Raw genomic sequence first — 24,099 nt, 5'->3', positions numbered from 1 at the left:
CCCAGTTGCCTTCCTCGGTATAGAACTTGATGGCGAAGCCGCGAATGTCGCGCTCGGCATCGGCGGCGCCGCGTTCGCCGGCCACCGACGAGAAACGCAGGAAGAGATCGGTCTTCTTGCCGATCTCAGAGAACAGGTTGGCGCGTGTGTACTTGGTGATGTCGTGCGTGACGGTGAACGTGCCATAGGCACCCGAACCCTTGGCGTGCATGCGGCGCTCGGGGATGACTTCGCGGTCGAAGTGGGCGAGCTTTTCCAGGAACCAGACGTCCTGCAGCAGGGCCGGGCCGCGCGGGCCGGCCGTCTGGATGTTGTTGTTGTCGACGACGGGCGCGCCGAAAGCGGTCGTGAGCTTTTTCATAAGAGTTTCTTGATGCGCGGCCCTGCCTCTGGAGCATTGCGCGTGCATTTTTTCGGTTCTACCAACAAGCTTCCTTCCAATGTCCCTCATTGGGATGGAAAGGAATGCCATCTTTTACACACGAACAGGCACGTGGAACGGGTGATCGTGCAGCGTGTCGCACCTACACAATTTCTACCGTCTCAGCGGTGCCCATCCCTTCTTCACATCGGTCAACCAGCTCGACGGAACAGGCGCCCTCTCAACAGCAGCCCCAGCGTCAACAAGACCAACGAGCCGATTCCCACATTGACAAAGATAAACACCGGCAATGCAATGCTCGCGAACAGGGAATCCGGCGCAAAGGTCGCTGCACGCATGCACGAAATCCCCAACGCTGTGATCCCAAAGCTGAACGCCCAGAACCCTGGTGTCGCGCCAGATACCAGAAACCAACGTGAGAGCCGGAACAGGAACAGCAGTTGCAGCAATCCGTAGCCGACCATCGCATGGAAAGGCCAGTCAAGCCTGCCGCCCGTCACCGCAAGATATGCCGTCGCGCCGACCACTGGCGGCGCAAGCTGGATGCCCAGCGTCGGCCGAACCGCAGGCGCCAGTTCGTCGCCCAGATAAAGGCGATAGGTGATAATCGACTCTAGGGCGAACCATGAAAACAGCCCTGCCCCGAAGAACAGTTTGGCCAGATCCATCCAACCAAGCGAAGCCGTGGCCATCGCGGAGACAAAGTTGCCCGCCACCGTCGGCAAATACATGACCGCGGTAGTGTCCCCAAGCTTGCGGCCGCCGCGCATCATGCCGCCGCTGCGAAACGTGGAGAAGGCTAGTTGGGCAATCACACCGATGACGATCAAGGTCGTCCCAATCGCCGGAGCGAAGCCGTGCAGCCAGACCGCGACCAGCAGCGTCGCCACCGGTATCAGACCGATAAAGCAGCAGGCTACCGGATGCCGCGCTTCGGCAAGGGCCTCATCGCGGTGCGTCAGCCATTTTGCGACGAATGAGAGCACGAGCACCGACCAGATAAGCGTCGTGACTGCAAACAGCACATCGGATACCGCTGCCCTGACGCCCCACAACGTGTGGGCAACTCGCCAACAGTTCGACAGACCGGCCATGCCGAGCACAATGCCCATAGCGGAAGCCGGAATCGAGAACCCTTTCGTCGTCGGCGAAGTCATGGTGCCTCTTGGCTGACCAATGCGCTGAAGATCGCCCGCAGCTTTTCATCGAGGAACTTGCCAACGGTGCCGACAGCATCACCGAACTGACCAAAGAGCGATGACGGCAGGTCGTACTCGACCTGCGTGAGATGGTCACCAGTGCCAAAGACGAGCAAAGTCAGCGGCGCGTACAACGCGGCACGCATGTCATGCCGCGTCATGCGCCACGCCACGAGGGGATTGCCGATGTGATAGCGGATGGAAACGCGTGGCTCGCCGCCCAGTGCGAACAGGAGGCCGTGATCCAGCTTGTCGAACAGCATCAGTCCGTGTGGACCTTCCATCTCCGCCATCCGCGCTTCAGCGGCGGCCGGATCGTGATACATCAACTCCAACGCGCCATGATCCAGCTTTCCAAGTTGTTGCTCGAACTGCCGGCAGAACGCATCCGGCGCAATCTCGAAGACCTCGCTGACGTGCGTCACCGAAAGGCTTTTCTGTACTATCGTCGACATCATCTTGCCAATTCAAGGTTCGTAAGCGTCGGGCCCCGACGCCCTGCACAAGCGCACTGCAGACGTGCCCTGCCGCGGAGGTCTGGCCCGTATGCGAGATTGCCTCCATGGCCCACCAAGCACCTTGACAATCATCGCGCGCCCAGTGCGGCCAGCCGGTCCATGAAGGACTGCGCGCCCGGCCCGGCGGACGCGCTCAACTCGCCTGGTTCAGCTACGTGCAAGGACAATTTTTCCTACGGCCTTGCTGCTCTCCAGCACTGCATGCGCGCGACGCAGGTTGTCGACCGTGATGTCGCCAAAGTGTTCGCCGACCGTAGTCTTGAGTACTCCTTCATCGAGCAATGCAGCCACACGGTCGAGCAGTTTGTGCTGTTCGACCATGTCCGCCGCGCGGTACATCGAGCGCGTGAACATGAACTCCCAGTGCAACGATATCGACTTGCGCTTGAGAGGCATCGCGTCCAGCGTGGCAGGATCGTCGATCAGCGCCAACTGGCCTTGCGGCTTGAGCAGTTCCACGATCTGCGCGTAGTAGCTTTCCGTATGCGTCAGGCTGATGACGTGGTCCACCTGGTGGATGCCCCCCGCCGTCAGTTGCGGCTGCAGGGGCTGGCTGTGGTCGATCACGAGGTGCGCACCTAGATCCGTCACCCACTTCCGGCTTTCGGGTCGCGACGCCGTGCCGATCACAGTCAGACCCGTCAACTTGCGTGCCAACTGGACCAGGATGGAGCCCACGCCGCCGCTGGCGCCGATCACCAGCAGGCTTTGTCCGTGGCCGCCGCCCTCCGGAATGCGCAGACGATCGAACAGCAGTTCCCAGGCGGTAATGCTCGTCAACGGCAGGGCTGCCGCATCGGCAGTCTTCAACGACTTGGGGCAATGGCCGGCAATGCGTTCGTCCACGAGTCCGTACTCCGCGTAGCTGCCTTGTCGCGTGATATCGCCCGCGTACCAGACCTTGTCGCCCACCTTGAACAGCTCCACGGCCTCGCCGACCGCTTCCACGGTGCCTACCGCATCCCAGCCCAGAACGCGCGGGCCATTCGGTTGCACGCCGAGACGCAGCTTGCTGTCTACCGGATTCACGGCAATTGCCTCGATCCTGACCAGTAGGTCACGCGCTTGCGGTTCCGGTCGGGGCAGTTCCATTTCGTACAGGGCGCGCGGATCATCGATCGGCAGGCCGGCCTTGTCGTAAACAATCGCTTTCATTCTGCTTGACTCCTCGATAGGGAAATGCAGCGCGCTCAGGCGCCACGCAGGAACTCGCGCACGTGTGCGACGTACGTGGACGCATACTGGAACAGCGCGCCGTGACCAGCGTTCGGATAGATGATCAATGTGGCATTCGGCAAACCCTCCGCGAGCATGAAGCTGTTTCGCGTGGGAATCATGGTGTCGTTGTCGCCATTGGTGACTAGCACTGGATGCGGAATCGTTGCCAGCTTGCGCGCCACATCGCCCGGCCAGTTCGCCCAGGCTATCATTGCGCCAAGCTGCGCCGGCGCGACTTCGGCATTGGCCGGTAGGTCGGGTTCGCCGATGCGCGATGCCAGACGATCCACGAAGGCTTGTGCAGCTTGCTCGCCCTCGGGCGTCTCCGGGAAGAAAAGCCGCTTGAGCTTCTCCTGCATCGGCATCTCAGCATCCGTATAGATGGCGATCAGTTCCGGTCGATCCATGCCGGCTCCCTTCCCGCCTTCGGGCGCGCTACCGGAAAGCACCATTCGCTCAACCAGATCAGGCTTTGCGATGGCAATCTCCTGCGCCAGGAATCCACCGAGCGAGTAGCCCAGGATGTGGAACTTCGACAGTGCGACGGCACCGACGAACTGCAGCACATGCTCCGCCATCGCTGTGATCGATGCAGGGACAGCGCCACCCGAGCGACCTACACCTGCGTTCTCGAACAGGATGATTTCCCGGTCCGTGGACAGCGCATCGACGATGGCCGGGTCCCAGTTGTCGAGGGTACCCGTGAAATGCTGCAGGCAAAGCAGCGGCAGCCCGCCATTGGCGTTGCCAAAGCGGCGATACGCATAGCGCACGCCACCCGCTTCGACATACTGGGTCGAGGCATTCGAGGAAGTCATGAGTGTCATCGTTGCCTCCTTCAAGCGGCAGAGGGGCCGTCGTAGGCCGGCATGACCAGCACCGCGCGGAACCGCACATCGGCACGCATCATTCGATCGTACGCCACCTGGGCCTGTTCCAGCGGGAACGTTTCGATCAAGGGGCGAATGTCCTGCAGATTGGCAAAGGCCAATGTCTGCTCGTTGTCGTAGACCGTTCCGGTCAGGGCACCCACCACGGCACGCGCACCGAACACGAGGTCCGTAGCGGTCAACGAGAGAGGATCTCCCGGCACGGCCACGACGATCAACTGGCCACGAGCCGCCAATCCCGGAACGAGAGAAGACATGCCGGCGCCGGTCGGTGCCGTCGCCAATACCACCTTCGCACCGCCCAGGCTGCGCAGTACCCCCACCGCATCCTCGCTTTCGGAATCGATGTAGCGATGCGCGCCGAGTTGAGCCGCGAGTTCCGCCTTGTCTGCGCCCCGCGCAATCGCCACCGTATGGAAACCCATCTTGCGCGCGAACTGCACGGCGAGGTGACCCAGGCCGCCAAGGCCATGCACCACCACCACATCGCCAGCCCGTGCATTCGCATTGCGCAAGGCGTTGAACGTAGTCAGGCCAGCGCACAGCAGCGGCGCCGCTTCAGCGGCATCGAGTTCATCCGGCACGCGCACGAGGCCGCGCGCTTCTGCCAGCATGCTTTCGGCATAGCCGCCGTTGGTCGTCATGCCCGTGATCACCGGACTCTGGCAATTCACCACGTCGCCCTGGCGGCACGACGGACAAGTCCGGTCTTCGCCGGCCAGAAAGCCCACGCCCACGCGCTGGCCTACATGCCAGCCCTCGACGCCGTTGCCGACCGCTTCGATGCGGCCCACGACTTCATGACCGGGAGTCAGCCCGTGCTCCGGATTGGCCGGAGCCCGCGCAACCGTCGCACTGTCCGAGTGGCAGACGCCACAGGCCTCCACGCGAATGCGGACTTGTCCGAACCCAGGTTCCTCGATCAGCCGATCGATCATCGACAACTTACCAGGCGCCACGACTACGGCAGCGCGATAGGTTTGATTTGCAGTCATCGTCATGGCCTCACTCGAAGTGGAAGTCGGAAAGGTCCACGCCTACGATCAACGGCTCCGGCATCGCAAGGTTTTCTGGCGTACGCGGATAGATGCGCATGCGGGTGGGCATGCGGATGCCTTGCACCTCGACGTAGTCGCTGAGGTAACGTGCGGCCGCATTGCGGCCCTGGATGTCCACTTCGTAGTCATGACGGCGCAGCAGTCCGTCCGCGTCGAAGTAATAGGTTTGCTCCGCGCTATGGGTCGCCACCGAATCCGGGAACGTCACGCGCAGGCGGCGCCAGGACAGGCCATCGACCACCCACGGCTCGATCTCGGTGGCCACAACGCCGGGATGGCGCAGCACGAACGGCGACGTCAGGTACGTCCACATCGTGTAGCCTGCGAAGTACGCCAGTTGCGGATTCGACCACGGTGTTTCGAGTTCGAAACCTTCGAACGACGTGCGGGGACGATCGAGCGATTCGACGAGCGTGCCGTCCGCTTGCCGGATCTCGACACGATCCGGCGTAAAGACGGAATGATCGGTGGTCGGTGCGAACGGCTCATGCGAGACCCGCTGTGCGTGCAGGTCCACGGTCACGCGCGAATCCGTCAGCACTCCGTCGCGCTGTTTCAGATTCCACAGGATGCCGGTGTGGTGCAGACGCGCGGAGATGCGCTTGAAACTCTGGAAGCGTTCGAGACCGCCTGCGGCATCGATGGCGAAATGGATCAGGTCAGACATGATTTACCTTCTGCTTGGTTTGCTACTTGGAGGGCGAGACAATCCCCTTCGAGGCTGGGCTCTCGAAGTACTTGAGTGGCGCGGCTGACGCGCCGAATACCAACTGGATTCCGCTATGCGTGGGCGTCGACGAACGCCGCGATATGTCGCGCGGATGCCTGGGGATACTGGAGTTGTGGCCCGTGCCCGGCGCGCGGAAAGGTCACAAGATGCAAGGTCGGAAGCTGGTTGTTGAGCGCGTACCAGTTCTCGACCGGGAACACGATGTCGTGATCGCCACCGATATGCAGGATAGGGATGCGCGTGGACTTGAGCGCCTGAAGCACTGCATCCACTGGAAAGACCGGATTCTTTGGTCCATCGCCAAGCTGGGTCCCGGCCCACTGCCACGGCACTTCCGGACTGACGTCGAGCTTGCGTGCAGCAAGCCGATCGGCTGACCGCCTGGCAGCATCCGTGCTCTCGGCCGAAGTTGGCTCGAAGAACAGGCTGACAAAATCATCGAAGTCGTTCTCGCGCTTCGCCAGCGTGTAGAACAGCGCTTCGCCGGACTTGACAAGATTGCCCGGCGGCGTGGTGCCGATCAGCACCGTGTGGCTGACGAGCTGCGGCGCCATCGTCATCACGAGTTGCGCGGCAATGCCACCCACCGACCAACCGCCAAGAATGACGCTGCCCAGGTCGAGCGCAGTGATCAGATCCATCGCATCACGGGCCAGCGCCGCCGGCTGATAGGTGGCATCGCCTGTTGATTGCCCCAACCCGCTGTAGTCGAACACCGTCACCTGGAAGCCTTGGCTCGCCAGGCTATCGAGGAACAGCGGGTCCCAGGCGTCCATGGTGCCACGGAATCGTACGCAGAGAACAACCGGCTTGCCGCTGCCGATCGTGCGATAGGCGAGACGCCGCCCCGGTACGTCAACGAATCGGGTTCTCGCGTTAAGACTTGCCGAGGCTTCGGCGATTGAAACATTCATTCAGTCCAACCTTGCATGACCATCGATGCAATGTGAGGCACGGATGCCGACCCCCCATGATTGCCGTTTTCCCATCAATGGGAAACGACATTTATCGTGGGATTTTCGGACATCGAAACCCATGAAGCGGCGTCGTGCTCACCCGGGCGCAGCGTCATTTTCTGGCGCTGCTTCGATGTGAAAGTTAGCCGCAAAGCCAGTCCTGATAAAGCGTGGACGCATGAACAGTACTTCCGTCCAAACCGAACAATCATTCACCGGAGACGTTGCGCGACGCGGTTCGACACGTGTTTTCGTGGCGACTTTCGCCAAACCTCCGCAGTACGGTTATGCGACAATCGCCGCGACCGTGACGCTTGGAAAGACATCTCCGCCATCACGACTCGATAGTCTTTCCGAACTCGTGAAATGAAGCATGCCCAGTAATGCCCAAAGACAGGAGGCGACTTCAGTCGTCTACATCATCGACGACGAGGAAGCCACCCGCTCGTCATTGAAGAATCTCCTGCGTTCCGTGGGATTTACGGTCCGTAGCTTCGAGGGTACGGCAGCATTCAAGGCATCTGAGAAGAATGTCGGACCCAGTTGCATGCTGCTCGATGTTCGCCTGCGCGGTGAAAGCGGCCTGTTTTTCCAGCAACAGGAGAAGGCCAACCAGCAGATGCCCATCATTTTCATGACGGGATTTGCAGACGTGAGCATCTGTATCAAGGCAATGAAGGCCGGTGCCACTGACTTTCTGCTCAAGCCCTTGTCCGAGCAGGATGTTATCGACGCCGTCACGGCCGCGCTGGCGCAGGACAAGAAACGGCTTGAAGCCGATTACCAGCGCAGCAACCTCACCGAGCTATACGAGTCACTGACCTCGCGCGAGCGCGAGGTGCTGGCCTACGTGGTCGGCGGCGCATTGAACAAGCAGATTGCAGCCGGCATCGGGATCAGCGAAATCACCGTCAAGGTCCATCGCGGCACCGCCATGAAGAAAATGAAATCGAGCTCCGTTGCCGATCTGGTTCGCAAGGCGCAGATGCTTGGCATCGAACCGATGACTCGCTAGCACCGCGCCTTGTCCGAGACAATGACATTGAAACCCCGCGCACTGGTGACAGTGGTCCTCGCCAATGCGCTGGAGTTCTTCGAGTATTTCGCCTATGCCACGTTCGCCCGCTTCATTGGCGCGACGTTCTTCCCGCACGGCGACTCCGGTATCGCGTCACTGGCCGCGTTCGGCACCTTTGCCACGGGGTTTCTCATGCGTCCGATCGGCGCGCTGGTACTGGGCGCCTATGCCGATCGCGTGGGACGCAAGCCCGCGCTGGTGCTCAACATCACACTGGTAGCCGCTGGCACACTTGGCATGGCGATCATGCCAGGCTACGACGTCCTGGGCGTCGCAGCACCGCTTTTGCTGCTGGCTTGCCGGATGCTTCAGGGGTTCGCCATTGGTGGAGAAATTGGCGCGGCAGGTGCGTACCTGATCGAACAGTGTGCGCCAGCGCGGCGGGGGCTCTACTGCGGGTGGCTGCTCGCCGGGCAGGGACTTGCGTTGCTGGCTATCGGCGTTTGCGGGTTTCTGCTCAATGACCTGCTCACCACCGCGCAGCTTGCTGCATGGGGATGGCGAGTCCCTTTTCTTCTGGCTGTCCTGATGATTCCCGTCCAGGTGCTGCTGCGGCGGCGCCTGTTGGCTCACGACAAGCCACCGCCCGTGGCTCCGGATAACGACGCGGGGCGCCTGCAAGGCTGGAAAGTCCTTGCACTTGGGACTCTGTTGATCGCAGGCGGCACCGTGCCAACCTATGTCGCCACCTTCACCGCCCCTTTCGAAATGGCGGGAACCATGCCAACGCTGCAGGAATCGTTTCTCGTGACCATCGCCCTGGGCGCGATCACCTCTGCGGCATCCATCGTCGGCGGATTGCTTGCCGACCGTCTCGGACATGCCGTCGTCGTGATCTGGGCGCGACTACTCTCGATCGTGGCCGTGGTGCCGACCTATCTCGCCGCAGTTCATGGCATGGGTAACCGCTTCTTTGTGGCTGGCATCGTCGCGGTGACGGCCGCGAGTTGCCTGGCCGCCGGGCCAACGGTCGTCCTGCTGCTATCGACAGTTCGCAGCACGTCGCGCGCCACATCGCTTTCCTTTATCTATGCCGTGGGTGTCGCGGTTTTCGGCGGAACGGCTCCGGCGTTGGTTACCACGTGGAATGCATGGGCGGGAAGCCGGATGGCCGCAGCCTGGACTATTTCGGCCGCGGCTCTCGGGGCTATCGTCTCGGTGCGGGCGCTACAGCGTCACCAGGAGCGCATCCGCGATTGACTATCCTGCGAAGGCTTTTGCGCCCGGCAGGGTAAAACAGAACGTCGCGCCCATCCCGTCGGCCGATTCGGCCCAGATGCGCCCGCCGTGCGCTTCGATGATGGATCTGGAGATCGAGAGTCCCACCCCCATACCTTCTTCTTTTGATGTGGAGAACGGCTGGAACAGTGTCTCGAGCGACGGGGCATCGATGCCATGACCGGTGTCCGTCACCTTGAACAGCAGGCTGACATCACCCTCCTGTTCGACGCCCACGGTAAGCTTGCGTGCCCGCGCGTCCGATGTGGCATCGATGGCATGAATGCCGTTCAGCAGAAGATTGCCCAGCACCTGCTGGAGTTGAACACGATCGACGAACACGCGCAGCCCCGCGTCAACCGACGTTTCCACCTCGATTGCTCTGGCTGCCGCTTCCGGCGAAATCAGGTAGATCGCCGATGCCACGACATCGGCTGCGGACTGCAGCCGCGCCTGTACGGGCGTGTGCATCATGAATCCGCGCAGCCTGTGGCAGATGTCGGTAGCATCCCGCGCCCAGCGTCCTGCGTCGCGTACGGATGCCATGGCCTCCATAACATCAGGTCCTTCACGATCCAACCATCGTGCAGCGGCTTCGATCGATGTTCGTGTTGCAGACAATGGCTGGCTGATCTCGTGCGTGATGGATGCGGCCAGTTGCCCCACCAGTGCAATACGCCCCGCGCGCGCCACATCCGCACGCATGACCTGCAGTCGGTTGATGTTCTCTTGATATTCGGAGATATCGAACGCATAGAAGTGCAGCCGCGCATAGCGCGCGGGGTCTGCTGGCAACGAACAGCGCCACACGATGGGAATCTTCCCGCCCGTCAGCGATGTGAGGGTACGTTCGCCCTGGCAAGCGGTCTCGCCATCGAAGATCGCCTTGAGTACCTTTGAATTGCTGGGGCGACTGGCCGGCAGCAACGCCTTTGCCGCGGCGAAGAATGTTTCGCGCGATGCGGCATCGAACAACTTCAATGCAGCATCGTTGGCATCCACGAAGTGGTGATAACGGTCGCGCAACTGTTGGATCGCTGTGGGGTGGTCATCCAGATAGGCGTCCAGATCCGTGACGCCCTCGGCCTTGCGGTCATCTACCCACTGCCGGATACCGGACCAGTCTTCCACGAGGATGGGAATCGGCGCGAAACGAAAGGTCTCGTCCACGAGTTGGCTGGTGGATTCCGGGCACTCACCGCCATCCGATTCGAATTTACAGCGAAGCGCAAAAGCGTCGGTATCGGGATGGCTCATATAGAGGAGTGTTATGACGGCAAATCATGCTGTTGCCATGGTAGCAATACCAAGCGGCAAATGTGGCGGCGATTATACAAACGTATAGCTCTGGGCGCCGGCGACCGCGGATCTCCCGCCGTCGCCAAGCCCCATCTCGCCTTACCCTTCAGTACAAACCCGATGTGCCATGGCGTATGCAAGGCGATACCTCCGTATAAGTGTCCCCGTATCCCGATTGCGCTAATGTCCCGTCAAGCGCCCGCTCTTGCAAGGCGCTTCCCCTATGTTTTGCCCGTTCCAACGCTGATGCCCGTGCCTGTCAAGATTGTTTGTGTCATCGATGACGAACCATCGGTTCGTAGATCCACTGGCGCGCTGATTCGTTCACTTGGCTGGGGCGCAGCCTTCTTCTCCTCCGCGGAAGGCTTCATGGCCCACCCGAGCAACACTTCCTACGACTGCCTGATCTGCGATATCGCGCTGGATGACATCTCCGGCATCGAACTGCTGCGCAGACTCCGCGCCACAGGCCTTCAAACGCCATGCATCTTCGTTACCGCCCATGCCACTGCGCATTGCCGTGAAGAGGCCAGGCAGCATGGCGCAGTCTGCATGCTCGACAAACCGGTGGACCCCGACGACCTGGTCGGCTGGCTGTCTCGCGTTTTGAACACTGCCCCCTGATACAGCAGCCTCGCCAAAGTAGGGGAACTATACGAACGTGTCGCGCACCATGCGCCAATTGCGACTGTTGCATCGGTGCGGCCGCCCATACACTCGAACAATCATCAAAAGGTGACACACGAGGTAAGGTCCATGGAACGCATGCTACAAGCGATGGAGGTTTTTGCGCGGATCGTCGAATGCGAGAATTTCACGCGCGCATCCAATCTTCTGGGCATTCCAAAGGCGTCCGCAAGCTTGCTGATCCAGCAGCTTGAACTCCATCTGCAAGTAAAACTGCTTCACCGTACGACGCGCCAGGTTCGGCCGACGGCCGCCGGCATGACCTTCTACGAGCATTGCCTCAAGATACTGCTCGACATCACCGACCTCAAATCCAAGGTCGGATCGGCTGCGGAGCAGGCGAGCGGCAGGTTACGCGTGGAGTTGCCGGGCGACATTGCGCGCCAGTTGATGCCCCACATAGCCCGATTCCGTCTCCAGTATCCGAATGTCAGCCTGCAGATTTCCACGCCACGGCATTCCTCGAACCTGATCCGCGATGGCATTGATTGCGCGGTTCGGCTGGGCGAACTGGAGGATTCGTACCATTTCAGCCGTCAGGTTGGCACTTACCAATTGATCACGGTGGCAAGCCGCCTCTATGTTTCGCGGCATGGATACCCCGATACGGTGCAGAGCTTGTCAGCACATCGCACGGCACACGCTTCCCACCAGGGCGACGGCCGACCATGGGAATTCGGCTTCGCGCTGGACGGCCGCAGCACCCGGTACCCCTTGCCCGAATCCATCGCCTTCGACGACGTGGACCTGCTTCTTCAATATGGCTTGCAGAATGGCGGGGTCATTCAGGTTTGGGATACCGTGGCAACGCCGTATATCGCCAGCGGACGGCTCACGGAAGTGCTCGCGCATTGCCGCCCGCAAGCCAGACCGATCCATGCCGTCTATGCATGCAGGACGCGTGAATCGATGGCGCTACGCGTCTTCGTCGACTGGCTGTCATCGGCGCTGGAAGGCTGCCAGACACCCGGCCCCCTTCCACGGTCTGAAGACGAACGGCGCACAGAGTTGGACGCCACCTGCACCCCAGCCTGAAGAGGCTGAGGCGTCCAGTACGGCGAACGCCACAATGGACCCATGCCGATTTTCTTCCGGTCGGCATATATTTCGCGCACCCTCTATAATCCGGCTTTTCGGGCAGCAGTACGGTGGAGCGGATGCATCGAATCGGGTATTTTCTGACGGACGGATTTCAGGTCATGGCAATCGGGACACAATCCGTGTTCGAGTTCGCCAACGTCGTGGCCCGCGAGCGCGTCTACGCCGTGACCAACTACTCACTGTCGGGGGGAGACGTGCAGGCGTCGCTAGGTGTCTCCGTCAGGACTGAACCCATTCACAAAAGCACCGACGCCGACACCTGGATGATCAGTGGCATCGTCGATCCGACCCAGCGCTCCAGCACCGCTGCGGAACTGGCTTTTGTCCGCGCGGCGTCGGAACGTTCGCGCCGGACCGCCGGGCTTTGTACCGGTGCATTCGTACTGGCAGACGCCGGCCTGCTAGACGGCAAGCGCGCGACAACCCATTGGGCCTACGCCGATGCGCTGCAGGCACGCTGCCCCAGCGCACAGATCGAACCCGACCACATCTTCGTCGTGGACGGATCCATCTGGACGTCGGCAGGCTTGACCGCTGCCATGGACCTTGCGCTCGGTCTGGTCGAGAAAGACCTGGGCAATGAAGTGGCGACCAAAGTCGCGCGCGTCATGGTGATGAACCAGCGCCGAGCCGGCGGCCAGTCCCAACAGTCCGAGATGCTGAAGCTCGCGCCGAAATCCGACCGCATCCAGACTGCGCTCGAATACGCGCGCCAGAACCTGGCGCGACCACTGCGGGTAGAAGAACTGGCACGCGCCGCGCATCTCAGTACGCGGCAGTTCCTGCGCATCTTCCAGTCTGAAACGGGCCAATCCCCTGCAAAGGCGGTGAAACAGCTACGCATCGAAACGGCACGCACCATGATCGAGCGCGGCCGCCACCCCCTGGAAGTCATCGCGCGAGAAACCGGATTTCGTGATCGCAGCCACCTCCGCGAGGTCTTCGTCAGCACCTATGGCGTAAGCCCTCAGGAATTGCGCCGGGATGCCAGGACCCCCGTTGCCGCCTAACAAGCTGGAGCGGGACGGTCGCCAGACTTTACCGCTCCCTTTGTGGACCTTCTTCGCCTCCGTCTTGAGCGCTATCGCAGCAAACCTTTCACAAGGCCGGTGGCGACAGGCACGAATATTAGCGCCAGCCGGGACAACAGGCTCGCCCCGTTTGCAGAACGATTGAATTTTCCAACGTCGCATTGACCGCTTTTATCGAAGATTTTCGATCGAGTCCATACGCTTTCGTTGGATATTGTTTTTCGGAATGGGCCTCTATGCATTCCTGTCATTTGGGATCTATCTTCATCTCTCCCAAACCACAGGAGGATTCCGTGAAAGCACATCCCATTATCCGCGGCGTGATCTTCGGCATCGCCATGACGACTGCCCTGGTCGCCATTGCACAAACCGAAAAGGAGTCGATCCCGGTCACGCGCGAGCAAGTGCAAAAGGAGCTCGTGAAGATCGAGGCTGCGGGCTATGACCCTCATCGTGATAGCAGCGCGTATCCCGCCGATCTGCAGGACGCTGAATCCCGCGCTGCTGCAGCGATAAATCCGGCCGCGGCCCCTACGCCCGCCACACGCAGGCGATAACGGAATTCAAGCCGTTGAGAACCGTCATTTGTCATCGGAATTGTTGAAGAATGACGGTTTTTATTCGACTTCATCCGTCGCACCGCTCCGAATCGTCAAGCACAAGACAGAAGTGACTCGACGTCATAAAGCACCGCCGAAGTTCGCCTGAGACTCTTTATCGCGCGCGGTCACGGGGCCAGCCATGGTGATGCCGCCGCGGCCATCGCCGCGAGCATGAACGTCATCAGTATCCATCCCATCGCGACAAAGAATCCTGTTCTTCGGCTCACGTCTCTCCCCTATCCGGCTTCCTCGCGATAGTCGCGTCACGGCGTCTAATCAAAAATTCTATCAACGAGCAAGTTGATACGCCCGGATGGATTGTCACGCCTGACCGAAAGCTATGTTTGCCGAAGGCTCTCCCAACGAATGCTTGTTTCCATTAGGGTTGCAGCAGTTGCATATGAGCGGCGGCGTTCCTTCAATCTGACTGATTTTTCCGACGCAACTCAGATGAACAGTGAAACTCTTTTTAGAAAAGGACCAAAAGATGACTCGCATGTCCACGATCGATGTTGCATCCGCTACCGGCCTGACCGCAGAGCTTTTCACCAGCATCAAGCGCGGCCTTGGCAAAGTGCCGAATGCGTACGCGACCATCGGCTCGCAATCGCCCGTCGCGCTCCAATCGTTGCTGACCGCCAACGCGGCCCTGAAATCAAGCGGCGCACTGTCGGCGAAGGAACTGGAAGCGATCAATCTTGCCATCAGCGAAAACAGCGGCTGCGACTATTGCCTCGCTGCACATACGCTGACGGGCAAGATGGCAGGCTATACCGCCGAGCAGATGCGCGAGCTACGCGCCGGTGGTCTGAGCGCCGATGCAAAGATCGATGCCCTCGTCAAGTTTGCGCTGACGCTGGTACGCACATCGGGAACGGTGCCGCAGATCACGTTGGATAGCGTCCGCCAGGCGGGATATAGCGATGTGCAGGTGACGGAAGCCATCTTCGCAGTCACCACAATCCTGACGACCAACATCTTCAATCGTGTCAACGACACGACTCTGGACTTCCCTCCGGTGAAGTAACGCTGCAACCTGCATTGCCTATATCCACCGAACACTCAGTTCGCAGGCGGGCGCACGTTGGCACAGTGAGTCCGACCTTGAGGCGCACGCCAAGTCCCCAGCTTTCACACAACTGGCGAAAGCCCTTTCCGGCATCGCAAAGCTGGGGATCAGCAGACTCAGGCCCGTGATGTGATCTCGGCGACGAGCATCGTCGCCATCCTTGATATGACATCGTGAAGTGCCACTGCTTCGCACATTCTCAATAAGGAACCCCTAGAATGAATTTCCGCAATTTGCTTGTCGTTGCGAGTCGGCTCGATTACATCGGCATTCCGATGATCCGCATCGGTGTGGCGATCGTCTTCTTGTGGATCGGCGCGCTGAAGTTCGTGCCGTACGAAGCGGACAGCATTACGCCGTTCGTCGCAAACAGCCCATTCCTGTCCTTCTTCTATGCTCACCCCGAGGCATACCACGCTCACCTGACGCATGAAGGCCAACTCGATCTTGCGCAGCGCGCGTGGCAGGTAGCCAACCACACGTATGCGTTTTCCAATGGGCTTGGTACGGTGGAGATCATCATTGGCCTGCTGGTCCTCTCGTACTTGTTCTCGCCCACTATCGGCCTGATTGGCGCGATTCTCGCGTTCCTGACGCCGATCGTCACACTGTCCTTCCTGATCACAACACCCGAAGCATGGGTCGCCAACCTGGGGGATGCGAACTATGGCTTCCCATACTTGTCCGGAGCAGGGCGATTGGTGCTGAAAGATGTGCTGATGCTGTCGGGTGCCGTCGTCATGATTGCGGACTCTGCGCGACAAGTATTGCAGCGACATCACCAACACTCGCGATAGCGATCACATCCCGATCCGATCGACGCCCCTATCTCGTTTCGAGCCAGGCGACATCCATTGTTCAAGGAGTTGGTTTTGAATCCCGGAAGAAGGCAGTTCATGAAGCTGTGTGGTGCGGGGGCGGCAGGAGCGACTGCACTGGCGCTGGGTTTCACTCCCACCATGGCGTACGCGGTGCAGTCCAGACAGTACAAGCTGCTTCGCGCCAAAGAGACTCGCAACAACTGCACCTACTGTTCGGTTGGGTGTGGCCTGCTGATGTACAGCCTCGGCGACGGCGCAAAGAACGCGAAGGCGAGCATCTTTCATATTGAAGGCGATCCTGATCATCCGGTCAGCCGAGGTTCCCTCTGCCCCAAGGGTGCAGGTCTCCTGGACTTCATCCATAGCGATAGCAGGCTCAAGTATCCCGAGTATCGGGCGCCTGGCTCGAACGAATGGCAACGCATCAGTTGGGACGATGCCTTCACGCGCATTGCCCGACTCATGAAGGATGATCGAGACAAGCATTTCGTCGAACGCAACGACGCAGGTGTCCTCGTCAATCGCTGGCTTACCACTGGCATGCTGTGCTCTTCCGCAGCGAGCAACGAGACTGGTGTCCTGGATCAGAAGTTTACGCGTGCCCTAGGTATCCTCGGCATGGACAGCCAGGCTCGGGTCTGCCACTCCCCAACGCCAGCGGCACTCGGACCATCCTTTGGCCGAGGTTCGATGACGAACAACTGGGTGGATATCCGGAACGCCAACGTTGTCATCATCATGGGCGGGAATCCCGCCGACGCACATCCAGTTGGATTCAAATGGGTGGTCGAGGCCAAGATCAGGAATGGGGCCAAGGTCATCGTCATCGATCCCCGCTTCAATCGCAGCGCGTCGGTCGCCGATTTCTACACCCCGATTCGCGCCGGCTCGGATATCGCGTTTCTGATGGGTGTGGTCAACTAGCTGTTGCAGCACGACAGGATCCAGCATGAATACGTCAAGACGTACACCAACGCCAGTTTGATTGTGCGCGACGATTATGCTTTCGACGATGGCCTGTTCAGCGGATACGATCCCAGCCAGCGTACCTACGACCGTTCGAGCTGGAACTACGAACTCGATGCGCAGGGACACGCTCGCCAGGACCCGACGCTCCAGCATCCGCGCTGCGTGATCAACCTGCTACGTCAGCACGTCTCGCGCTATACACCCGCCCTTGTGGCGCGCCTTTGCGGCGTGCCTCAGGACGACTTTCGCTACATCTGCGAGGTGCTGGCCGAAACCAGCGCGCGGGACAAGACCGCAACCTTCCTGTACGCGCTAGGCTGGACGCAGCACTCATCCGGCTCGCAAATCATCCGTGGCGCGGCAATCATCCAGTTGCTTCTCGGCAATATTGGTATGCCGGGTGGCGGCGTCAATGCTCTCCGGGGCCACTCGAATATCCAAGGCTACACGGACCTCGGGTTGCTGTCGCTGAGACTGCCTGGCTACATGGACTTGCCATCGGAAAAGCAAACCACGCTCGACCAGTATCTTGCACAAAGCACACCGCGCGAACTGCTTCCCGATCAGGTCAATGGGTTCCGAAATACGCCGGCGTATTTCGTCAGCCTGATGAAGACCTTTTGGGGAGACAAGGCCACGCGCGCCAATAACTGGGGTTTTGACTGGCTGCCCAAATGGGACAAGAGCTACGACGTGCTCGCGTACGCCGACATGATGTACGAAGGGAAGGTCAATGGCTACATTGTCCAGGGATTCAATCCCCTGGCTGCATTGCCAGACAAGAACAAGATCCAGCAGGCACTTTCGCGTCTCAAGTTTCTCGTCGTCATCGACCCGCTTGGCACTGAAACGTCGACCTTCTGGAAGAATCATGGCGAGCAGCATGACGTCGATTCATCCCGAATTCAGACTGAGGTTTTTCGTCTGCCTTCATCCTGCTTTGCAGAGGAGAACGGCTCCATCGTCAATTCCGCCCGTTGGCTTCAGTGGCACTGGGCGGGGGCCAGTCCGCCCCATGAGGCCAAGCAAGACGCAGCGATCATAGGCGGGTTGTTCATGAAACTGCGCGAACTATACGAAAAGGAAGGCGGCGCAAATCCCGATCCCGTGCTGAATATGTCCTGGAACTACGTCGTTCCAGAGGATCCGACGCCTGAAGAGATCTCGCGAGAGACAAATGGTTATGCGCTGGCGGATCTCCACGATGCAAGTGGAAGACTCGTGGCCCGAAAAGGCGAACTGCTGTCCGACTATTCTCTTCTGCGCGATGACGGCACAACCGCCAGCCTTAACTGGATCTTCGCAGGGTCTTGGACGCAGAGCGGCAACCAAATGGCTCGCCGAGACAACTCCGACCCGTCCGGACTCGGTTGCACGCCGGGATGGGCTTGGGCCTGGCCGCAGAATCGCCGCGTGCTGTACAACCGTGCGTCACTGGACTTCGATGGAAAGCCCTGGGATCCCAAGCGCAAGCTGATCGAATGGAATGGTCAGCGCTGGACTGGCTTTGACGAGCCCGACTTCCCGGTGACCGTGCCGCCGGGTAGCGCTGCCGGTCCGTTCATCATGCTTGCTGAAGGTGTAGGTCGACTGTTCTCCGGAAGCAGCCTGGTGGAAGGGCCTTTCCCGGAACACTACGAACCGGTCGAGAGCCCGATCGCTGCAAATCCGTTGCATCCGACAGTCAAGCAGAATCCGTCCACACGTGTCTTGCATAACGATTCGGCACGTATGGGCGATCGCCGCCAGTTCCCCTACGTGGCTACCACCTACGGGATCACCGAGCTATTCCGGCACTGGACCAAGCACTCGCGGCTGAACGCGATTTTGCAGCCCGAGCAGTTCGTTGAAGTAGGCGAACAGCTTGCACAGCGGAAGGGCATCGTTGCCGGAGACATGGTCAAGGTTTCCTCCAATCGAGGGTACATCAAGGCTCGCGCTGTGGTCACCAAGCGAATCCGCACGCTGGAGGTCATGGGCGAACCGCTGGACACCATCGGCGTGCCATGCGTTTGGGGGTTCGAGGGTGCCACCAAGAAGGGATACCTCGCTAACGCCCTAAGCCCCGCCGTCGGGGACGCCAACACACAGACCCCCGAGTACAAGGCATTTCTCGTCAACATCGAGAAGATCTAGGAGCGGCGTCATGTCGATTCAACCACAAGACATCATCCGTCGTTCTGCGACCAACTCCGCCACCTCTGCACCGCGAGTGCGGGACCATCAGCTTGAAGTCGCAAAGCTCATAGATGTTTCCATTTGCATAGGCTGCAAGGCGTGCCAGGTCGCTTGCTCCGAATGGAACGATCTGCGCGACGAGGTGGGTACGAATGTCGGCGTCTACGACAATCCCCGCGATCTCTCGCCGAAGACCTGGACTCTCATGCGTTTTGACGAGTATGAGAATGAATCCGGCAGGCTCGAGTGGCTGATCCGCAAGGACGGCTGCATGCATTGCGAGGACCCGGGTTGTCTGAAAGCGTGTCCGAGTCCAGGCGCGATCATCCAATACGCCAACGGCATCGTGGACTTTCAGTCCGAACATTGCATTGGGTGCGGCTATTGCGTGGCAGGTTGTCCTTTCGACGTCCCCCGCATTAGCGAGGAGGACAACCGCGCGTACAAATGCACGTTGTGCTCGGATCGCGTGGCAGTTGGGCAGGAGCCGGCATGCGTGAAGTCCTGCCCCACCGGTGCCATTTCCTTCGGCACCAAGGAAGAGATGACTGAACAGGCCAGCAAGCGTGTGGCAGAGCTCAATACGCGCGGCTATGAACACGCCGGCATCTACGATCCGGCCGGCGTGGGCGGCACCCACGTCATGTACGTCCTGCACCATGCCGACCGGCCTCACCTCTATCGTGGCCTGCCGACGGATCCTCGCATCAGTGCTGTCGTGCGTGGCTGGAAGGGGCTGATGAAGCCGCTGGCTGCGGCGGCTTTTGTCGCGACACTCGCCGGCTCGTTTCTGCACTACGTAGGTGTGGGACCGAACACCACAACCGAAGGCGATGAAGATTAAACGAGGGAGTCCCTTCATGAAAATTGCAAACAAGATTCTTCGCACGGGGTTCATCGAGCGCGCCTGCCATTGGGTACTCGCATTCTGCTTTTTTGAGGCAGCTTGCTCCGGCCTTTCCTGGTTCTTTCCCAGCTTGTCATGGCTGAGTTCTGTACTGGGAACACCGCAGCTTGCGCGCGTCTTGCACCCGTTCTTCGGCATTGCCGTATTTTTGTTGCTGACGTTCATGTTCATCCGCTTTGCGAAACACAATATGTTTGTCGCAACGGATCGGATCTGGCTTCGCAATGCAGGAGACGTACTAAGAAATCGGCATGGAAAACCGCTGCAGATCGGCAAATACAACGCGGGTCAGAAGGTGCTGTTCTGGCTGATCATGGCCCTAATCTGCGCACTTCTCTTGACGGGACTCGTGATCTGGCGAGCCTACTTCGCAACGTTCTTTCCCATTCCTGTCGTTCGTCTTGCGCTGCTCGGGCATGCGCTGGCCGGCGTTGGACTCATCCTGCTCATTCTGGGACATATTCATTTGGCCATCTGGGTACGCGGCTCCATCACCTCGATGCTCACCGGTCATGTGAGTCGCACCTGGGCAAGACAACACCATGATCGCTGGTACGAGGAAGTGAGACTGGAACAGCAATCGCAGGACTCCCGGACGAAACATCAATGACCACCATCGATATCGTTCCGGCAGGTGAGCGCTCGGCAGCTCTGCTGATTGAGCATGTGATAAGACCCGATCCCCTGTCTCTCTATGGCAGACGGGCCGAAAGACTGCGTGAGCTTGCCGTTGGCCATCCCGAGGCTGCCTATCTGGAGTTTGCAGCGGAAGTTTGTACGGCGCAGCAGGAAATTTTCGTCAGCTTACCCCATGCGAACGCGGCGCCATGCATCACCCGCGCTGATGCGCTATCGCCCAATGAGTTGCTCGCGCAATCCTGCTGGCAGGAAGCATTGACCAAACTGGTGCAGGCTATGCCTGCCGCGGCGCCGCTTGCGACGAACGAGCGCGCGCGGCTGGCACATCAAGCGCTTTCGTTGCTACAGGGTCGATTCGGAAACGTGGGGCAACGTGAGTCTGTCTTCCTTTGGGCTGCGCTGTCTCTACAGTGGTCGCATGTTGCAGCACACGTGGCGTCCCTGCACGACCCTTGGGGACCCGCGCAGACGCGCTTCGACTGCCCAACGTGCGGAAGTGCGCCTTCGGCCAGCATCATTCTTGGCGGCAAGCGCGGCGGCTTGCGCTATCTACATTGCCCACTCTGCGAGACACGATGGCATCTGGTACGCGCCGTGTGCAGTTGCTGCGGTGGTGCCGATGAAGTGGAGTATTGGTCAGTGGACGAGGCTCGTGCGGTCGTCAAGCTGGAGACCTGCAGGGATTGTCACGGCTACCTAAAGGTTTGCGTCGCGGACTTCGATGCGCGCGCTGACCCGGTTGCAGATGACCTGGCTTCGCTCCATCTTGACTACGAAGCGGAAAGAATGGGCTTCCTGCGGACAGGAATCAATCCATTCGCATTCCCAGCCGACGGTCCCTGATCGCTGAAGCCTGTCTACGACTCCGTAACGCTGCATCGAGGCATGAGCCGGCATGCCATCTATTCATTCCCTGTTGGAGAACAACGTGCTGCACCTCTTCAAAAAACGACCCTTGACCTTGATTGCAGTTGCGATATTCAGTGCTATGTCATCAACCGCGAATACAGCGTCCGCCTCTACCGCCGCGTCGGCAGTGCAAACCGATGAAGTCGTAGCCGCGCGGAAGAATACTCAGATGCCTTGGAACGCCGTCGTGGTCGACGCACGCGGCAGGTTCATCGTCAGCTCACCGCTATGGACCGGAAACACCGGCCCCGCGGTGGCAATCGCCGAGGAGAACGGCTCATTGACACCGTATCCAGACGCTGGCTGGAACAGATGGAAGGCTGGCAATGATGCGACACGAGCATTCGTCAGCGTGAACGCCATTCACGCTGATACGCGCGGCGACTTGTGGATCGTCGATACCGGCTCGCCAGACTTTGGCGGCACACCGGTCGCAGGCGGCCCGAAGATCGTACACATTGACCCCCGCACCGATACTGTGGTGCGTGTGTATGCATTTCCCAAAGATGTGATTCGCGCCCATACCTATATCGACGATATTCGAATCAACGGACGTCACGCGTACATCACCGACGCAGGAGAAGGTGCGGTTCTCGTGCTCAACTTGGACAATGGCAACGTGCGGCGCCGCTTTGACGGCATGCCATTCGCACGCGCACGTGCGCACGACATGATCGTCGTAAATGGCAAGGTCCTGACCGGCTCGGATGATGGTCCGTTGAAAGTCAATGCCGACCCGCTCGAACTGAGCCCGGATGGTCGTACCTTCTACTTCGGCCCACTGTCGGGTCCACTGTCGCAGATCGAAACACGCTACCTGGACGACGATACGCTCGACGACAACACGCTGGCGAAGCACGTCAGCACGTGGTTCGACAATCCGCCTGTAGGCGGCACGGCCATGGGTGCGGATGGAAGCCTGTATTACACCCCCTTGGCCGACAACTCCCTGATGCGGCGCGCACCGGATGGGACTGTTTCCATGCTGCTACGTGACCATCGTCTGCGCTGGGTTGACGCGCCGTTCCTCGACGGCAAAGGACATATCTACTTGCCCGTACCGCAGATCGATGGCGCAGCGCCCTTCAATCATGGTCAGTCGACAATTCGTTTTCCGGTAGAACTTTTCAAATTCAGCCTTCCTTCCGGCCTGAAGTGAAACGCTAGTACCGCATGAACGCCCCCTGATAATGAACTGACCCCGTAAAGTTGGACGGGTAAGTTAGGCCGCGAAGGGCTGAGTCCTGTATTGCACGGGGCTCAGCCCTTTTAGTTTGAGCTTGATGCGGTCGTGATTGTAGTACCGGATGTATTCGGCTATGCCTTTGCGCAGTTGGTCGATATCGGCGAAACGCTCAAGCCGGAAGCATTCTGACTTGAGCGTGCCGAAGAAGCTTTCCATGGCCGCGTTGTCCAGGCAGTTTCCCTTGCGAGACATGCTCTGTTGCAAGCCTCGTGCGGCCAGCTTTCGGCGATACGCCGCCATTTGATAGGCCCAGCCCTGATCCGAATGGAGCAAAGGGGCTTCGCCGGGTCGCAGCTTCCGCAATGCCTTGTCGAGCATCTCCCGGATCAATGCGAAGTCGGGCCGCTCACTGGTTTGCCAAGCGATGATCTCCCCGTTGTATAGGTCCAGGACGGGCGAGAGATACAGCTTCTTGCCGCCTACGTTGAACTCGGTCACGTCCGTCACCCATTTCTCATTCGGTTTGCTCGCCTCGAACTCGCGCTGAAGCAGATTAGGGGCGACTCGCCCCACCTGACCTCGGTACGAGCGGTACTTCTTGGGCCGCACGAGCGACTTCAACCACAACACCGACATCAGCCGTTGCACGGTTTTGTGATTGATCAACGTCCCCGTCTGACGCAGCGTTGCCGTAATCCGGCGGTAGCCATATCGGCCCTTGTGCTCGGCATACACACGTTGGATGCGCTCCTTGAGTTCCCCGTGACGATCTCCGGCCTTGCTTGCCGTGAGTTGGTAGTAGAACGTGCTGCGCGCCAGAGCGGCGATCTTGAGCAGGATTGGCAGCGGGTGATGCTCGCGCAAGGCGTTCACGACTTGCGCTTTTTCTTTGGCGCCGCTTGCTCCTTGGCCCGGAGCAGGGCATCCAACTTTTTTAGGTACGCCACCTCCGCGCGCAGATACTCATTCTCCTTGAGCAAATCCTCGCGCGAGCGCTCGTTTTGAGCCGGCTCCGGAGTGAGTTGGGGATCCTGCTTGGGCTGGGACATGTTGGGTGGCCGGCCTTTGCGGCGCGGCTTGAGGGCATCGATACCGCCCTCATGATACTGGCGTTCCCACCGGCTGACTCCGCCGGTATCGCGCAAGTCGAAGACAGCACTGGTCTGCGCATAAGACAACTCGTGGCGCCACATATGATGCAGCACCGCTAGCTTGAACTCGGCACCAAAGGCTTCATGCTTCTTGCGCAGCCCGGCTTCTCCATGATGCTCCCAGGCACTGATCCAGCGACGAACTATAGACCTGTCTATCCCATGCTTCTCGCTCAAAGCCGTGGTCGATATCGTCCCCGACAAATGTTCCCTAACCACCTGACGCTTGAGCGCCTCGTCGTACTTCGTCATGAAAAACACCCCAAAGGTTGGATCTATGTCCAACTTTTGGGGTGCAGTTCA

Annotated in this window: 22 protein-coding genes and 1 pseudogene; 13 read left to right on the top strand and 10 right to left on the bottom strand. The window is 59.7% G+C overall.

All coding sequences use genetic code 11. The features are described from left to right. From CYJ10_RS26735 to CYJ10_RS26700, 8 genes are all read right to left on the bottom strand, one after another. The coding region (locus tag CYJ10_RS26735) for a catalase (protein WP_146002101.1) at positions 1-361 on the bottom strand (361 nt) is incomplete at its 3' end. 212 nt (positions 362-573) lie between these two features. Further along, a complete protein-coding gene (gene tehA / locus CYJ10_RS26730; RefSeq protein WP_101684465.1) occupies positions 574-1,539 on the bottom strand; it encodes a dicarboxylate transporter/tellurite-resistance protein TehA in 966 nt (321 codons plus the stop codon). Then, complete coding sequence (locus CYJ10_RS26725) at positions 1,536-2,039, bottom strand: DUF302 domain-containing protein (protein WP_101684464.1); 504 nt, start codon at positions 2,037-2,039, stop codon at positions 1,536-1,538. Before CYJ10_RS26725 ends, tehA begins: the two co-directional genes overlap by 4 nt. Before the next feature lie 207 nt (positions 2,040-2,246). Next, the gene (locus tag CYJ10_RS26720) at positions 2,247-3,254 is read right to left on the bottom strand and encodes a zinc-binding alcohol dehydrogenase family protein (RefSeq protein ID WP_101684463.1); all 1,008 of its coding nucleotides are present in this window, start codon (positions 3,252-3,254) and stop codon (positions 2,247-2,249) included. Between the two features lie 35 nt (positions 3,255-3,289). Next, on the bottom strand, positions 3,290-4,144 hold the full coding sequence (locus CYJ10_RS26715) for an alpha/beta fold hydrolase (protein ID WP_101684462.1): 855 nt from the start codon (positions 4,142-4,144) through the stop codon (positions 3,290-3,292). An 11-nt stretch (positions 4,145-4,155) separates the two neighbouring features. Further along, positions 4,156-5,202 (bottom strand): alcohol dehydrogenase catalytic domain-containing protein, encoded by a 1,047-nt coding sequence (locus CYJ10_RS26710; protein WP_101684571.1) that lies wholly within the window; start codon positions 5,200-5,202, stop codon positions 4,156-4,158. Positions 5,203-5,212: 10 nt separating this feature from the next. Further along, positions 5,213-5,932, bottom strand: a complete 720-nt coding sequence (locus CYJ10_RS26705) for a hypothetical protein (RefSeq protein ID WP_101684461.1) — start codon at positions 5,930-5,932, stop codon at positions 5,213-5,215. Positions 5,933-6,045: 113 nt separating this feature from the next. Further along, a complete protein-coding gene (locus tag CYJ10_RS26700) occupies positions 6,046-6,909 on the bottom strand; it encodes an alpha/beta fold hydrolase (protein WP_257993558.1) in 864 nt (287 codons plus the stop codon). A 415-nt stretch (positions 6,910-7,324) separates the two neighbouring features. On the opposite strand from CYJ10_RS26700, the gene CYJ10_RS26695 reads away from it, so the two are divergent. Together CYJ10_RS26695 and CYJ10_RS26690 are read left to right on the top strand one after the other, a co-directional pair. Then, a complete protein-coding gene (locus tag CYJ10_RS26695; RefSeq protein ID WP_101684460.1) occupies positions 7,325-7,966 on the top strand; it encodes a response regulator transcription factor in 642 nt (213 codons plus the stop codon). Between the two features lie 21 nt (positions 7,967-7,987). Next, on the top strand, positions 7,988-9,229 hold the full coding sequence (locus tag CYJ10_RS26690) for an MFS transporter (protein ID WP_101684459.1): 1,242 nt from the start codon (positions 7,988-7,990) through the stop codon (positions 9,227-9,229). Here CYJ10_RS26690 and CYJ10_RS26685 read toward each other — a convergent pair whose 3' ends face one another. Beyond that, positions 9,230-10,504: a sensor histidine kinase gene (locus CYJ10_RS26685; protein ID WP_101684458.1), complete on the bottom strand. Its 1,275-nt coding sequence runs from the start codon at positions 10,502-10,504 to the stop codon at positions 9,230-9,232. A 225-nt stretch (positions 10,505-10,729) separates the two neighbouring features. Here CYJ10_RS26685 and CYJ10_RS26680 point away from each other — a divergent pair, with 225 nt between their 5' ends. From CYJ10_RS26680 to CYJ10_RS26630, 11 genes and pseudogenes are all read left to right on the top strand, one after another. After that, entirely contained in the window at positions 10,730-11,170 is a 441-nt protein-coding gene (locus tag CYJ10_RS26680; protein ID WP_180863069.1) for a response regulator transcription factor, read from the top strand. Positions 11,171-11,302: 132 nt separating this feature from the next. Beyond that, positions 11,303-12,268 (top strand): LysR family transcriptional regulator, encoded by a 966-nt coding sequence (locus CYJ10_RS26675; protein ID WP_101684456.1) that lies wholly within the window; start codon positions 11,303-11,305, stop codon positions 12,266-12,268. A gap of 122 nt (positions 12,269-12,390) precedes the next feature. Next, a complete protein-coding gene (locus tag CYJ10_RS26670) occupies positions 12,391-13,344 on the top strand; it encodes a GlxA family transcriptional regulator (protein ID WP_101684455.1) in 954 nt (317 codons plus the stop codon). Positions 13,345-13,658: 314 nt separating this feature from the next. Further along, positions 13,659-13,922, top strand: coding sequence for a DUF4148 domain-containing protein (locus CYJ10_RS26665; RefSeq protein ID WP_180863068.1), 264 nt, complete (start codon positions 13,659-13,661; stop codon positions 13,920-13,922). A gap of 532 nt (positions 13,923-14,454) precedes the next feature. Then, positions 14,455-14,994 carry a carboxymuconolactone decarboxylase family protein gene (locus CYJ10_RS26660; protein WP_101684453.1) on the top strand — a complete coding sequence of 180 codons (540 nt, stop codon included), beginning with the start codon at positions 14,455-14,457 and terminating at the stop codon, positions 14,992-14,994. A gap of 260 nt (positions 14,995-15,254) precedes the next feature. Continuing rightward, entirely contained in the window at positions 15,255-15,833 is a 579-nt protein-coding gene (gene rclC / locus CYJ10_RS26655; protein WP_101684452.1) for a reactive chlorine resistance membrane protein RclC, read from the top strand. Between the two features lie 75 nt (positions 15,834-15,908). Beyond that, a pseudogene (gene fdnG / locus CYJ10_RS26650) lies at positions 15,909-18,962 on the top strand (formate dehydrogenase-N subunit alpha). 10 nt (positions 18,963-18,972) lie between these two features. Then, positions 18,973-19,848 (top strand): formate dehydrogenase subunit beta, encoded by an 876-nt coding sequence (fdxH, locus tag CYJ10_RS26645; protein ID WP_101684451.1) that lies wholly within the window; start codon positions 18,973-18,975, stop codon positions 19,846-19,848. A 16-nt stretch (positions 19,849-19,864) separates the two neighbouring features. After that, positions 19,865-20,521, top strand: a complete 657-nt coding sequence (locus CYJ10_RS26640; RefSeq protein ID WP_101684450.1) for a formate dehydrogenase subunit gamma — start codon at positions 19,865-19,867, stop codon at positions 20,519-20,521. After that, positions 20,518-21,393: a formate dehydrogenase accessory protein FdhE gene (gene fdhE, locus CYJ10_RS26635; RefSeq protein WP_101684449.1), complete on the top strand. Its 876-nt coding sequence runs from the start codon at positions 20,518-20,520 to the stop codon at positions 21,391-21,393. The genes CYJ10_RS26640 and fdhE overlap by 4 nt, the downstream gene beginning before the upstream one ends. Positions 21,394-21,478: 85 nt before the next feature. Further along, positions 21,479-22,618, top strand: a complete 1,140-nt coding sequence (locus tag CYJ10_RS26630) for a major royal jelly family protein (RefSeq protein ID WP_257993557.1) — start codon at positions 21,479-21,481, stop codon at positions 22,616-22,618. 63 nt (positions 22,619-22,681) lie between these two features. Here the strand turns inward: CYJ10_RS26630 and CYJ10_RS26625 are convergent. Next, positions 22,682-24,048 (bottom strand): IS3 family transposase gene (locus CYJ10_RS26625; protein ID WP_101679808.1). Its coding sequence is split into 2 segments (ribosomal slippage): positions 22,682-23,571 and positions 23,571-24,048, totalling 1,368 coding nucleotides; the frame shifts between segments, so codons are not numbered across the junction. Positions 24,049-24,099 lie beyond the last annotated feature (51 nt).

It is taken from the genome of Cupriavidus pauculus (assembly GCF_002858765.1).
Taxonomy (GTDB): domain Bacteria; phylum Pseudomonadota; class Gammaproteobacteria; order Burkholderiales; family Burkholderiaceae; genus Cupriavidus; species Cupriavidus pauculus_B.
The sequence above is the reverse complement of the archived record's forward strand: the minus strand, read 5'-3'. Positions and strand labels throughout refer to the sequence as shown.

Bases quoted from the DNA above. Each gene is read 5' to 3' on its own strand.
- CYJ10_RS26670 (WP_101684455.1), top strand. From the start codon at position 12,391: ATGCATCGAATCGGGTATTTTCTGACGGACGGATTTCAGGTCATGGCA.
- fdxH (WP_101684451.1), top strand. From the start codon at position 18,973: ATGTCGATTCAACCACAAGACATCATCCGTCGTTCTGCGACCAACTCC.
- CYJ10_RS26660 (WP_101684453.1), top strand. From the start codon at position 14,455: ATGACTCGCATGTCCACGATCGATGTTGCATCCGCTACCGGCCTGACC.
- CYJ10_RS26710 (WP_101684571.1), bottom strand. From the start codon at position 5,202: ATGACTGCAAATCAAACCTATCGCGCTGCCGTAGTCGTGGCGCCTGGT.
- CYJ10_RS26690 (WP_101684459.1), top strand. From the start codon at position 7,988: ATGACATTGAAACCCCGCGCACTGGTGACAGTGGTCCTCGCCAATGCG.
- CYJ10_RS26680 (WP_180863069.1), top strand. From the start codon at position 10,730: ATGTCCCGTCAAGCGCCCGCTCTTGCAAGGCGCTTCCCCTATGTTTTG.
- rclC (WP_101684452.1), top strand. From the start codon at position 15,255: ATGAATTTCCGCAATTTGCTTGTCGTTGCGAGTCGGCTCGATTACATC.
- CYJ10_RS26675 (WP_101684456.1), top strand. From the start codon at position 11,303: ATGGAACGCATGCTACAAGCGATGGAGGTTTTTGCGCGGATCGTCGAA.
- CYJ10_RS26720 (WP_101684463.1), bottom strand. From the start codon at position 3,254: ATGAAAGCGATTGTTTACGACAAGGCCGGCCTGCCGATCGATGATCCG.
- CYJ10_RS26700 (WP_257993558.1), bottom strand. From the start codon at position 6,909: ATGAATGTTTCAATCGCCGAAGCCTCGGCAAGTCTTAACGCGAGAACC.
- CYJ10_RS26695 (WP_101684460.1), top strand. From the start codon at position 7,325: ATGCCCAGTAATGCCCAAAGACAGGAGGCGACTTCAGTCGTCTACATC.
- CYJ10_RS26725 (WP_101684464.1), bottom strand. From the start codon at position 2,039: ATGATGTCGACGATAGTACAGAAAAGCCTTTCGGTGACGCACGTCAGC.
- CYJ10_RS26640 (WP_101684450.1), top strand. From the start codon at position 19,865: ATGAAAATTGCAAACAAGATTCTTCGCACGGGGTTCATCGAGCGCGCC.
- CYJ10_RS26705 (WP_101684461.1), bottom strand. From the start codon at position 5,932: ATGTCTGACCTGATCCATTTCGCCATCGATGCCGCAGGCGGTCTCGAA.
- tehA (WP_101684465.1), bottom strand. From the start codon at position 1,539: ATGACTTCGCCGACGACGAAAGGGTTCTCGATTCCGGCTTCCGCTATG.
- CYJ10_RS26685 (WP_101684458.1), bottom strand. From the start codon at position 10,504: ATGAGCCATCCCGATACCGACGCTTTTGCGCTTCGCTGTAAATTCGAA.
- fdhE (WP_101684449.1), top strand. From the start codon at position 20,518: ATGACCACCATCGATATCGTTCCGGCAGGTGAGCGCTCGGCAGCTCTG.
- CYJ10_RS26715 (WP_101684462.1), bottom strand. From the start codon at position 4,144: ATGACACTCATGACTTCCTCGAATGCCTCGACCCAGTATGTCGAAGCG.